Genomic DNA, 12,740 nt, shown 5'->3' on the forward strand with positions numbered 1-12,740 from the left:
ACTCCTCTGCATCAAGGAGGCAGTTTATCGACTGTGCACGCTTGATATTAAAAAAGGATCAGCCATCAGATGAAGCATTGTCGGCGCAGGTCACTGTCTCGACCGTCTTTTCGAGTCTCTGCAACCGTCGCGCCATGTCATCGAGCTTGCGAATCCGCGCCGCGCTCTTGCGCCACTCCGCGGCCGGCTGCATGGCGGTGCCCGAAGAATAGGAGCCAGGCTCAGTGATCGAATGCGTGACCATGGTCATGCCGGTAATGAACACCCCGTCACAGATCTCGATATGCCCCACCAGCCCCACGCCACCGGCCAGCATGCAATGCTTGCCGATCTTGGTGCTGCCGGAAATGCCTACACAGGCCGCCATGGCCGTGTGGTCGCCGATCTGCACGTTGTGGGCGATCTGAATCTGATTGTCGAGCTTCACACCATTGCCGATCCGGGTATCGGCCAGCGCGCCACGGTCAATCGCAGTGTTCACGCCGATTTCCACGTCATCGCCGATGGTCACGCCACCGATCTGCGCGATCTTCTGCCAGACACCTTTCTCGTTGGCGAAGCCGAAGCCCTCGCCACCCAGTACGGCACCGGACTGAATAACCACCCGCTGACCGATGCGCACGTCGTGATACAGCGTGACGCGCGGCGCGAGCCATCCGCCATCGCCCACCACCGAACGCGCTCCGATAAAGCAATGAGCGCCGATGGTCACGTTCGCGCCGATCACTGCACCGTTCTCGATTACCGCAAAGGCGCCGATGCTTGCCGAAGGGTCGACCTGAGCGTCATCCGCCACCACAGCGGTGGGATGAACGCCAACGCTGGCCTTGGGCTTGGGATCGAACAGATGGGAGATCCGGGCGTAGGCCAGGTAAGGGTCCGGGACCAGCAGCGCGTCGCCGCTGTACGCGTCGGCGTCGGCCGCCTTCAACAGCACCGCGCCCGCCTTGGCATCAGCAAGGTATTTTCGATATTGCGGATTTGCCAGGAAGCTAAGCTGATCAGGGCCGGCCTCTTGTAAAGTGGCCAGCCCGGTGATGTTCCTGTCCTGGTCGCCACGTAACGTGGCGCCGAGGAACTCGGCCAACTGGCCGAGCTTGATGACTGTGCTCATATTACTTCAGCTGGTTCATGCGCTCGATGACCTGGCGAGTAACGTCGTACTGAGGCTTGACGTCAATCACCGCACCGCGCTCGAACACCAGGTCGTAACCACCTTTCTTGATGACTTCTTCCACAGCCTGATCCAGCTTTGGCTTGAGCTGCTTGAGCATTTCACGGTCGGCCACCGCCTTGGCTTCGTTCAGTTCCTTGGACTGGAACTGGAAGTCACGGGCTTTCTGCTTGAATTCCAGCTCCAGACGCTCGCGCTCCGGCTGTGCCATCTTGTCGCCGCCGCTCACCAGACGATCCTGGATGCCCTTGGCGCTGCTTTCCAGGCTCTTGAGCTTGGTCAGTTGCGGACCGAATTTCTTTTCCGCGTCGACCGCGTACTTCTTGGCCGCATCGGATTCCAGCAGCGCCATCTGATAGTTCAGGACGGCGATTTTCATGTCAGCAAACGCAGGACCGGCGACAAGAACGGACGCCAGCATTACCAGTTGAGTCAACTTACGCACAATACAACTCCTACAGAATTCGTTGCGTTTTCAAAGACCGGACGATTAGAACGTCTGACCCAGGGAGAATTGGAAGACTTGGGTTTCGGAATCATCATCCGGCTTCTTGATCGGCATGGCCAACGCGAAGCTCAGAGGACCCAGGGCGGTGATCCAGGTCACGCCGACACCCACCGAACTGGCCATGCCGGAGAAGTCGATGTCGTTGCACTCGACTTTCTTGCCATTCAGCGTCCGGTTGGAATCGCAGTTGGTGTCGAATACGTTACCCACGTCCCAGAACAGCGAGGTACGGAGCGAGCGCTGATCCTTGATGAACGGCAGCGGGAACATGATTTCCACGCCGCCCTGCACCAGGGCGTTGCCGCCGAACGGCAGCGGATCCTGATCCGGGTCTGCCTCAGTGCCGGGACGTGTGCCCGAGCTAGGCGTGCTGCGCGGACCCAGGGTGCTGTCCTTGAAACCGCGTACCGAGTTGAAGCCACCGGCATAATAGTTTTCATAGAACGGCAGACCGGAGGTCGAACCGTAGCCGTCGCCATAACCCAGCTCGGTGTGCAGGCGCAAGGTGTAGTTGTCGGTGATCGGGTGGAAATACTGGGCGCGGTAGTCGAGCTTGAAGAACGACAGGTCGCTGCCCGGCAGGGTCGATTCCAGAACCAGGCTCTGCGAGTGACCACGGGTGGCCAGCACGCCCTTGTTCAGGGTCGATTCGGACCAGCCCACGGATGCCTTGAAGTTCAGGAAGCTGTCGCCTTCCTTGTCGATGAAATCGAAGATTTCGTCAACGGTGTAGGTACCGGTCTTGATCTCATCCTGCTGAACGTTCAGGCCATAGGTCAGACGCGAGGTTTCGCTGATCGGGTAACCCAGGCTGATCCCGGCGCCCATGCTGTCGACCGCGTAGCTCGCCACGTCGACATCGAGGTCATCGTAGTCGGTGGTGCGATAGAACGCGTTGTAGCCCAGGCTGACGCCGTCGGCGGTGTAGTACGGATCGACGTAGCTGAAGTTGTAGCGGCTCTGGTATTCGCTGCGGGTCAGACCGATGCTGACCTTGTTACCAGTACCCAGGAAGTTGTTCTGGCTGATCGAACCACCCAGGATCAGACCGGCGCTCTGCGCGAAGCCGACGCTGGCGGTGATGGAACCGGATGCCTGCTCTTCCACGGCGTAGTTCACGTCAACCTGATCGTCGGTGCCCGGTACGGCCGGCGTTTCGACGTTCACTTCCTTGAAGAAGCCCAGACGGTCGAGACGGGTCTTGGACTGGTCGATCAGGTAAGTCGACGCCCAGCCACCTTCCATCTGGCGCATTTCACGGCGCAAGACTTCGTCCGCCGACTTGGTGTTGCCGCGGAAGTTGATGCGGTTCACATAGGCGCGCTTGCCGGGATCGACGACGAAAGTGATATCGACGGTGTGGTCTTCGGCATTCGGAGTCGGTACGCCGTTCACGTTGGCGAAGGTATAGCCTTCGTTGCCCAGGCGACGGGTGATCAGTTCGGAGGTGGTGGTCATCACCTTGCGGGAAAAGACCTGGCCCGGCTGTACCAGCAACAGGGACTTGACCTGGTCTTCCGGCACTTTCAGGTCGCCACTGAGCTTGACCGACTTGACGCTGTATTTCTCGCCTTCATTCACGTTGACGGTAATAAAGACGTGCTTCTTGTCCGGGCTGATGGACACCTGGGTCGAGGCGATGTCCATGTTGATGTAGCCGCGGTCCAGATAGTAGGAGCGCAGACGCTCAAGGTCGCCGGAGAGTTTCTCGCGGGCGTACTTGTCGTCGTTCTTGAAGAAGGACAGCCAGTTGGTGGTCTTGAGCTCGAACAGACCGATCAGGTCTTCGTCCGGGAACACGGTGTTGCCCACGACGTTGATGTGCTGAATGGCCGCTACCGTGCCTTCATTGATGTTGATCTTCAGGCCGACGCGGTTGCGCGGCTGAGGAACGACTTCGGCATTGACCTCGGCCGAGTAACGGCCTTGGGCCACATACTGACGCTGAAGTTCGTTGCGCACGCCTTCGAGCGTCGCGCGCTGGAAGATTTCGCCTTCGGCCAGACCGGACTGCTTGAGCCCTTTCATCAGGTCTTCGGTAGAGATGGCCTTGTTGCCTTCGATCTCGATGCTGGCAACCGATGGACGCTCGACCACGGAGATGACCAGCACGTTGCCGTCACGACCCAGCTGGATATCCTGGAAGAAACCGGTTTTGAACAACGCACGGGTAGCTTCGACCAGACGACCGTCATCCGCCTGCTCGCCGACGTTCAGCGGCAATGCGCCGAACACACTGCCCGCGGACACGCGCTGCAGGCCGTTGACACGGATATCGGAGATGGTGAAGGACTCGGCGTGAACTTCAGCGATCATCAGTACGGCAAGAACCGCAGTTAGCAGCAGACGTTTCATGAAGTCCTTTCTTATTCCAACTGGCAATAAACAAACTGCCGCTAAATGCGGCAGATTCGCAACACAGCAACGCTTTACAGTCGACCCAGATCGTTGACCAGCGCGAGCAACATGACGCCCACCACCAGACTGATACCGATCTGAACCCCCCAGCCCTGCACCCTTTCCGACAGCGGACGACCTCGCGCCCATTCGATCAGGTAGAACAGCAGGTGGCCGCCATCCAGTACGGGGATGGGCAGCAGATTCAACACGCCCAGGCTGATACTGAGGTAGGCAAGGAAATTGAGAAAATCTCCCAGCCCCGACTGGGCCGAAGCGCCCGCCACTTTAGCAATGGTTATCGGTCCGCTCAAGTTTTTTACCGAGAGCTCGCCGAACAGCATTTTGCGCAGGGAATCGAGCGTCAGCACGCTCATGGTCCAGGTGCGCCTGGCCCCTTCGGCAATGGCCTCGAACGGCCCGTAGCTGACTTCGCGAAGCATTTCAGGCGGCCAGTCGATGCCCTTGACCCCGGCACCCAGATAACCGGCAGCCGCATCGCCCTCACCTCGGGTGGTCAGCGTCACCGGAACGTCCAGCGCCGCACCATCACGCTCGACGCGTAGCGCTATCTTCGCATTCGGACGCTCGCGCACGCGGTCGACCACTTCCTGCCATTCGCCTACCGGACGGCCGTCCAGCGCCAGCAGCCGGTCGCCGGTTTTCAGGCCCGCCGCCTGGGCGGGACCTTTGGGATCGAGTTCAGCCAGGACAGGCGGCAGCGCGGGACGCCATGGCCGGATGCCCAGGGACTTGATGGGATCTGGCTCGGTAGCGCCTTTCAACCAATCGTTGAGCGCCAGAGTATGGGATGTGTCGGCGCTGGCGCCGTCCTCCCGAACCTTGAGCGCTATGCTGCCGCTCTCGCCCAGACGGCGTACCAGCTGCAGGTTGACCGCGGACCACCCGGAAGTGGCTTCGCCGTCCACCGAGACGATCTCCTGACCGGCGTGCAGCCCGGCGCGCGCGGCGATGCTGTCTGCTTCGACCGCGCCGATGACCGGCCGGACCTGCTGGCTGCCAAGCATTGCCAGCGCCCAGAAGAACACCAGGGCCAGCAGGAAGTTGGCGGCCGGGCCGGCGATGACGATCGCGATGCGCTGATAGACGGACTTGCGATTGAACGACTGGTCGGCGAGCTCCGGCGGCACATCACCCTCGCGTTCGTCGAGCATCTTCACGTAACCGCCCAGCGGAATGGCGGCCACGACGTATTCGGTGCCCTGGCGATCATGCCAGCGGACCAGAGGCGTGCCGAAGCCTACGGAAAAACGCAGGACTTTCACGCCGCAGCGCCGGGCCACCCAGAAATGGCCAAACTCGTGAAAGGTTACCAGGACACCCAGCGCAATCAGGGTGCCTACGATCATGTATAGCGCGCTCATCAACCTTCTCCGGGTACCGACTCATCGGCACGTGTGTTCATCATCGCCGCTCACACTTCACATCGTCCCTTTGGCCCCGCATCCTGCAATCCTGTCACTGCCCCTGCCGCGCGAGCCAGCGCTCCGACAGGATGCGCGCCCGGGAATCCGCGGCAAACACCGCATCGAGATTCTCGACCTCCACTACGGCTTCTTCAACCAGCACATCCTCGATCATACGCGCGATATCGAGGTAGCGAATGCGCCCGTCGAGGAAGGCCGCCACTGCGACTTCATTCGCCGCGTTGAGCATCGCCGGCGCACTACCGCCAGCCTCCGCCGCCTGCCGGGCGAGGCGCAGGCACGGGAAGCGCTGTTCGTCGGGCTCTTCGAAATCCAGACGCCCTATGCGGAACAGGTCCAGCGGCGACACGCCCGAGTCCACTCGCTCCGGCCAGGCCAGCGCGTTGGCGATCGGGGTGCGCATGTCCGGGTTGCCCAATTGCGCGAGCACCGAGCCATCGACGTAGTCGACCAGCGAATGAATCACGCTTTGCGGGTGAATGACCACCTCGACCTGTGCCGGCCGGGCGTCGAACAGCCAGCAGGCCTCAATCAGCTCCAGACCCTTGTTCATCATGCTGGCGGAGTCCACCGAGATTTTTCGACCCATGGACCACACCGGATGCGCGCACGCCTGTTCAGGGGTCACATCCTGCAATTGCGCAAGCGGCGTCTGACGGAAGGGTCCGCCCGAGGCCGTGAGCATGATACGCCTGACGCCGACCGCTTGCAGACCACGGGAATAATCCTGTGGCAGGCATTGGAAAATCGCGTTGTGCTCGCTATCGATAGGCAGCAGCACGGCACCGGAGTGGCGCACCGCCTGCATGAACAAGGCACCGGACATGACCAGTGCTTCCTTGTTCGCCAGCAACACTTTCTTGCCGGCCTCGACCGCCGCCAGTGTCGGACGCAGCCCGGCCGCGCCGACGATAGCCGCCATCACCGCATCGACCTGAGGATGGGAAGCCACTTCGCACAGGCCTTTCTCACCGACCAGTACGCGGGTATCCAGACCGGCCACGGCGAGGTCGTCCTGCAATTTGCGGGCAACGTCCTGGTCGGGCACCACCGCGAATCGCGGCGTGTGCTTCACGCACAGCGCCAGCAATTGAGCGACCCGTGTGAAACCGGTCAACGCAAAGACCTGATAGCGGGCCGGGTGCCGTGCTATCACATCCAGCGTGCTCAGGCCGATCGAGCCAGTCGCGCCCAGGACGGTAATCTGCTGGGGCGTACTCACATGACACCCCAGTTCGCGGCCCACAAGAGGACGGCAAACACCGGAATCGCTGCTGTGAGGCTGTCGATACGGTCCATGACGCCGCCATGCCCTGGAAGCAGGTTGCTGCTGTCCTTGATGCCTGACAGACGCTTGAACATGCTTTCGGTCAGATCGCCGACGATGGAGATGAACACGATCACCGCAGCGCCCAACAGGCCCGCGATGAACTGACCGAACGACCACTCGCGTGACACACCTACCGCAGCGGTGATTGCCAGCGCCACCAGCAGGCCGCCATACACGCCTTCCCAGCTTTTGCCGGGGCTGACCCTTGGCGCCAGTTTGCGCTTGCCGAATGCCTTGCCGGAAAAATAGGCGCCGATATCAGCCACCCAGACCAGCACCATGACGGACAGGATCAGCCAGTTGCCCATCGGCCACTGCTTGAGCAGGATCAACCCTTGCCACGCAGGCAGCAGAATCAACAGACCGATAACCAGCTTGCAGATACCGCTGGCCCAGTGCTCGCTGGTATCGGGATAGGTCAGCACCAGGAATGTCGCGACACCCCACCAGATGACGGCAGCGCCAAGTATCCAGGGGCCGATGCCGGGAGTGAGATACATCAGGAACAGCAGCAGGCCGACCACCGCGGCATAAGCCACACGCATCGACTGGGCCATGAGCCCGGCCAGACGCGCCCACTCCCAGGCACCCAGCACCACGACGACGCCGATGAACAGGGCGAAGTACGCCCCGGTGAGCAGAAAAAAGCCACACAGGGCGATCGGCAACAGGACGAGCGCTGTGAGTATCCGTTGTTTGAGCATCAGGCGCGGGCTCCAGCTTCCACCTGTTCGCTGGTTTTACCGAAACGACGTTGGCGAGAAGCGAAATCTGCCAGCGCGGCGCGCATGGCATCGTGTTTGAAGTCCGGCCAGTAGAGGTCGGAAAAATACAGCTCGGCATAAGCGAGCTGCCAAAGCAGGAAGTTGCTGATCCGGTGCTCTCCGCCGGTGCGGATACACAGATCGGGGAGCGGCAGATCTCCGGTGGCAAGACAGGTCTGCAGCAACCCAGGCGTGATGTCCTCGGGTTGCAGATGTCCGGCCTGGACCTCCCGCGCAAGACGCTGGGCGGCCTGAGCGATGTCCCACTGCCCACCGTAGTTGGCGGCGATCTGCAACACGAACCGGCCGTCGCCGGTCGTGCCCAGCTCGGCTTCGCGCATGGCCGCCTGCAGCTCGGGATGAAAACGTGAGCGGTCGCCAATGATGCGCAGACTGATCCCGTTTTCGTTCAGGCGACGGGTTTCGCGGCGCAGCGCCGTGAAGAACAGTTCCATCAGTGCGCCGACCTCATCAGCCGGGCGCTGCCAGTTTTCACTGGAAAACGCAAAAAGGGTCAGCACCTCGACCTTCGCTTCAGCACATACCTCGATCACCGCACGTACAGCGTCAACGCCCGCCTTGTGCCCCGCCACGCCCGGCAACAGACGCTTTTTGGCCCAGCGGTTGTTTCCGTCCATGATGATCGCGACATGGCGCGGCACCGAAGCCGACGCGGCCGATTTTGTCTTTTCCATGAAAACGTCTCGGACCTCAAACCGCCATCAAGTCGGCTTCTTTCTGCTTCACCGCCACTTCGATGTCAGCCACGAACTTGTCGGTCAGCTTCTGGATATCGTCCGCGGCGCGGCGCTCTTCGTCTTCGCTGATTTCCTTTTCCTTGACCAGATCCTTGTACTGGCTCAGTGCATCGCGACGGATATTGCGGACCGCGACGCGAGCGTCTTCGGCGGCATCACGTGCCTGCTTGGTGAAGCCCTTGCGGGTTTCTTCGGTGAGCGCAGGCATGGAAATCAGCAGCAGCTCGCCCAGGTTGGTCGGGTTGAAACCCAGACCCGAGCTCTGGATGGCCTTGTCCACGGCTGCCAGCATGTTGCGCTCGAACGCCACGACCTGGAGGGTGCGCGCGTCCTTTACGGTGATGTTCGCTACCTGCTTGATCGGGGTATCGGAGCCGTAGTAAGGGACCATGACGCTTTCGAGAATGTCAGGGTGGGCCTTGCCGGTGCGGATACGGCTGAATGCGTGCGCCAGGGATTCCAGGCTCTTCTGCATGCGCACCTGAGCGTCTTTCTTGATTTCGTTGATCATTGTTGGACTTCCTCGATCAGGGTTCCTTCGGCACCGCCATGGACGATATTCAGCAAGGCGCCGGGTTTGTTCATGTTGAAGACGCGCAGCGGCATCTTGTGATCGCGACACAGGCAGATAGCCGTCAGATCCATCACGCCCAACTTGCGATCCAGCACTTCATCGTAAGACAGATGATCGAACTTCTCGGCATTAGGGTCTTTGAACGGATCTGCGGTGTACACGCCGTCGACCTTGGTCGCCTTGAGCACCACGTCGGCGTCGATCTCGATCGCCCGCAGGCAGGCGGCCGAATCGGTGGTGAAGAACGGATTGCCGGTCCCCGCCGCGAAGATCACGACCTCCTTGGAGCTGAGGTGACGCATCGCCTTGCGGCGATCATAGTGATCGGTAACACCCATCATGGAGATGGCAGACATCACGATGGCGGTGATATTAGCGCGTTCCAGAGCGTCCCGCATCGCCAGGGCGTTCATCACAGTCGCCAGCATGCCCATGTGGTCGCCGGTCACCCGGTCCATGCCGGCCGCGCTCAGCGCTGCACCGCGGAACAGGTTGCCGCCACCGATGACCAGACCGACCTGCACGCCGATGCCAACCAGCTGGCCGACTTCCAGCGCCATGCGGTCCAGCACCTTGGGGTCGATACCGAACTCTTCGGAGCCCATCAGGGCCTCGCCGCTAAGCTTGAGTAGAATGCGTTTATAGCGAGCCTGATAACCACTGCCCTGCTGAGCCATTGCGAATCTCTCCTGCGGCGTTTTCTGAAAAAAATCTTTGCGCGGCATCTTGAGCCTGCGCTTACTCTAGCTCGACACTCCTGGAGCGTCGGAAGAATGCAGCCTTGTGAGCTGTTTCTCCAGAGGAAATTGCTTCCCTCCTTCGAAAAAGAGGCCGCACGCGTGAGCGGGCAGCCTCTTTGGGGCGACGGTACGAAACCGTCTTACTTCTTGCTTGCGGCTACTTGAGCAGCGACTTCTTCAGCGAAGTTGTCGACTGGCTTCTCGATGCCTTCGCCCACTTTGAAGTAGGTGAAGGAAACGATTTCAGCGCCAGCTTTCTTGGCCAGAGCGCCAACGGTGATTTCAGGGTTCTTGACGAACGCCTGCTCGACCAGGCTGGCTTCGGCCAGGAACTTGGTGATACGGCCGCTGACCATCTTCTCGGCGATTTCGGCCGGCTTGCCTTTCAGCTTCTCTTCGTTCAGCTGCAGGAAGACGTTCTTCTCGCGCTCGATCGCTTCAGGCGAAACGTCCGACGGTACCAGGAACTCAGGGTTGGTAGCCGCTACGTGCATCGCGATGTCTTTGGCCAGCTCGGAGTCGCCGCCCTTCAGAACCACGACCACACCGATCTTGTTGCCGTGCAGGTACGAACCCAGCACGTCGCCTTCGACGCGGGCCAGACGACGGATGTTGACGTTCTCGCCGGTCTTGCCGACCAGAACCAGACGGTCCGCTTCGCGCGCTTCGATCAGCGGCTCGACGGTGGTCAGCTTGTCAGCGAAAGCCTGCTCGACGCTGGCAGCGACGAATGCCTTGAAGTCGTCCTGCAGAGCCAGGAAGTCGGTCTGGGAGTTGACTTCGATCAGGACAGCGCTCTTGCCGTCGTCCTTGATGGCGATGGCGCCTTCAGCGGCAACGTTGCCAGCCTTCTTGGCAGCCTTGATGGCGCCGGAAGCACGCATGTCGTCGATCGCTTTTTCGATGTCGCCGCCAGCCTTGGTCAAGGCTTTCTTGCAGTCCATCATGCCTTCGCCGGTACGCTCGCGCAGTTCTTTGACCAGCGCTGCAGTAATCTCTGCCATTTCAAAATCCTCTTGGATAGGTCTTCAACCATTCCACCCGGGTGAACGGGCGTACAAATTCTTGAAAAATTCAAGGTGGCAGCAACTCATGACAAACAGGTCAGGTTACGCCAGCAAATCATTTTCGAGGTGGCAAAAAGGGGGCAGAGCCCCCTTTTCGCGTACTGAGTAAACGCCAGGCGTTTTGTTACTCAGCTTCTACAGCTGCAGCTGGAGCTTCTTCAACGTAAACGTCGGTGCCGCCAGCAACGTTGTTGCGACCGCGGATGACTGCGTCAGCCATCGAACCCATGTACAGCTGGATGGCGCGAATGGCGTCATCGTTGCCCGGGATGATGTAGTCAACGCCTTCAGGGCTGCTGTTGGTATCGACAACGCCGATGACCGGGATGCCCAGCTTGTTGGCTTCGGTGATCGCGATGCGCTCGTGCTCGACGTCGATTACGAACAGTGCGTCAGGCAGACCGCCCATGTCCTTGATACCCCCCAGGCTGCGATCCAGTTTTTCCAGATCACGGGAGCGCATCAGGGCTTCTTTCTTGGTCAGCTTGGCGAAAGTGCCGTCTTCGGCCTGGGTTTCCAGCTCGCGCAGACGCTTGATCGACTGACGGATGGTCTTGAAGTTGGTCAGCATGCCGCCCAACCAGCGGTGGTCGACGTACGGCGAACCGCAACGTGCTGCTTCTTCAGCCACGATCTTGCCGGCGGAACGCTTGGTGCCGACGAACAGGATCTTGTTCTTGCCGGAAGCCAGGCGCTCAACGAACGTCAGAGCGTCGTTGAACATCGGCAGGGTTTTTTCGAGGTTGATGATGTGAATCTTGTTGCGCGCGCCGAAAATGTACTTGCCCATTTTCGGGTTCCAGTAACGGGTCTGGTGGCCGAAGTGCACACCGGCCTTCAGCATATCGCGCATATTGACTTGGGACATGATAGTTCCTTGATAAGTCGGGTTAGGCCTCCACGTATCCCAATGACCAACCAGAGGCGAGTCGCCAAAGGCACCCAGGTCATCGTGTCGACACGTGTGTGGGTTTGAGCTTCCAGGGCGGACCTTGGAAAGCGGCGCATTTTATATCACAAAAGGAAAGAGAACGAAACCCGCATCGAGTGTCTGTTTCGTCATCCATTGGTCTCCGGCCGCCCGCCTATATAAGGAAGCGATGAACCGGCCTCGCGCCGGTCTGGTAGAATCGCCGCTTTATGCATAGACCGCGTGCCCGACACGCCAAGAGATTCCGTATGACGATTACCCTGAAGACTCCCGAAGACATCGAAAAGATGCGCATTGCCGGCCGCCTGGCCGCCGAAGTACTGGAAATGATCGAGCCGCACGTCAAGCCCGGCGTGACCACCGGCGAGCTGGACCGCATTTGCCACGATTACATCGTCAACGAGCAGAAGGCCATCCCCGCCCCGCTCAACTACAAGGGCTTCCCCAAGTCGATCTGCACCTCGATCAACCATGTGGTCTGCCATGGCATTCCGGGCGACAAGCCGCTCAAGCAGGGCGACACCCTGAACATCGATATCACAGTGATCAAGGATGGCTACCACGGCGACACCAGCCGGATGTTTCACGTAGGCAAGGTGCCCGAGTGGGCCGAGCGCCTGTCGCGTGTCACTCAGGAATGCCTCTATAAAGGTATCGAAGTGGTTCGTCCCGGCGCGCGTCTGGGCGATATCGGCGCGGTCATCCAGAAACACGCCGAGAAGAACGGTTTTTCCGTGGTGCGCGAGTTCTGCGGACACGGCATCGGCAAGGTCTTCCACGAGGAGCCGCAGGTGCTGCATTATGGGGATGCCGGTACCGGCATCGAGCTGCAGGAAGGCATGACCTTCACCATCGAGCCGATGATCAACCAGGGACGCGCCGACACCAAGATCCTGGGCGACGGCTGGACCGCCATCACCAAGGACCGCAAGCTCTCGGCGCAGTGGGAACACACGCTGCTGGTTACCGCCGACGGCTATGAAATCTTTACCCTGCGCAGTGACGACACCATTGCGCGCACGTCGGCCTCCTGAGGGCCGGCGAATTCG

12 protein-coding genes are annotated in these 12,740 nt (G+C 60.3%); 1 reads left to right on the plus strand and 11 read right to left on the minus strand.

Translation table 11 applies throughout. The features are described from left to right. Nucleotides 1–58: 58 nt before the first annotated feature. From lpxD to rpsB, 11 genes are all read right to left on the minus strand, one after another. Nucleotides 59–1,114: a UDP-3-O-(3-hydroxymyristoyl)glucosamine N-acyltransferase gene (gene lpxD, locus TRP66_RS20515; protein ID WP_333406563.1), complete on the minus strand. Its 1,056-nt coding sequence runs from the start codon at nt 1,112–1,114 to the stop codon at nt 59–61. A gap of 1 nt (nt 1,115) precedes the next feature. After that, nucleotides 1,116–1,619 (minus strand): OmpH family outer membrane protein, encoded by a 504-nt coding sequence (locus TRP66_RS20520; RefSeq protein WP_333406565.1) that lies wholly within the window; start codon nt 1,617–1,619, stop codon nt 1,116–1,118. Between the two features lie 45 nt (nt 1,620–1,664). Further along, nucleotides 1,665–4,037 (minus strand): outer membrane protein assembly factor BamA, encoded by a 2,373-nt coding sequence (bamA, locus tag TRP66_RS20525; protein WP_333406567.1) that lies wholly within the window; start codon nt 4,035–4,037, stop codon nt 1,665–1,667. Between the two features lie 74 nt (nt 4,038–4,111). Beyond that, entirely contained in the window at nt 4,112–5,464 is a 1,353-nt protein-coding gene (gene rseP, locus TRP66_RS20530; RefSeq protein WP_333406569.1) for a sigma E protease regulator RseP, read from the minus strand. Between the two features lie 94 nt (nt 5,465–5,558). Then, a complete protein-coding gene (gene ispC / locus TRP66_RS20535) occupies nt 5,559–6,749 on the minus strand; it encodes a 1-deoxy-D-xylulose-5-phosphate reductoisomerase (protein WP_333406571.1) in 1,191 nt (396 codons plus the stop codon). Next, on the minus strand, nt 6,746–7,561 hold the full coding sequence (locus TRP66_RS20540) for a phosphatidate cytidylyltransferase (RefSeq protein ID WP_333406573.1): 816 nt from the start codon (nt 7,559–7,561) through the stop codon (nt 6,746–6,748). The genes ispC and TRP66_RS20540 overlap by 4 nt, the downstream gene beginning before the upstream one ends. Then, a complete protein-coding gene (gene uppS, locus TRP66_RS20545) occupies nt 7,561–8,316 on the minus strand; it encodes a polyprenyl diphosphate synthase (protein WP_333406575.1) in 756 nt (251 codons plus the stop codon). Before uppS ends, TRP66_RS20540 begins: the two co-directional genes overlap by 1 nt. A gap of 16 nt (nt 8,317–8,332) precedes the next feature. Beyond that, nucleotides 8,333–8,890: a ribosome recycling factor gene (gene frr / locus TRP66_RS20550; RefSeq protein ID WP_333406577.1), complete on the minus strand. Its 558-nt coding sequence runs from the start codon at nt 8,888–8,890 to the stop codon at nt 8,333–8,335. After that, nucleotides 8,887–9,630: a UMP kinase gene (gene pyrH / locus TRP66_RS20555; RefSeq protein ID WP_333406579.1), complete on the minus strand. Its 744-nt coding sequence runs from the start codon at nt 9,628–9,630 to the stop codon at nt 8,887–8,889. Before pyrH ends, frr begins: the two co-directional genes overlap by 4 nt. 203 nt (nt 9,631–9,833) lie before the next feature. Further along, a complete protein-coding gene (tsf, locus tag TRP66_RS20560; protein WP_333406580.1) occupies nt 9,834–10,697 on the minus strand; it encodes a translation elongation factor Ts in 864 nt (287 codons plus the stop codon). Between the two features lie 187 nt (nt 10,698–10,884). Further along, complete coding sequence (gene rpsB, locus TRP66_RS20565; protein ID WP_333406582.1) at nt 10,885–11,628, minus strand: 30S ribosomal protein S2; 744 nt, start codon at nt 11,626–11,628, stop codon at nt 10,885–10,887. A gap of 311 nt (nt 11,629–11,939) precedes the next feature. On the opposite strand from rpsB, the gene map reads away from it, so the two are divergent. Then, nucleotides 11,940–12,725: a type I methionyl aminopeptidase gene (gene map, locus TRP66_RS20570; protein ID WP_333406584.1), complete on the plus strand. Its 786-nt coding sequence runs from the start codon at nt 11,940–11,942 to the stop codon at nt 12,723–12,725. Nucleotides 12,726–12,740: the final 15 nt, after the last annotated feature.

This window comes from Pseudomonas sp. JDS28PS106, assembly GCF_036706555.1.
In the GTDB taxonomy this organism is placed as follows: domain Bacteria; phylum Pseudomonadota; class Gammaproteobacteria; order Pseudomonadales; family Pseudomonadaceae; genus Aquipseudomonas.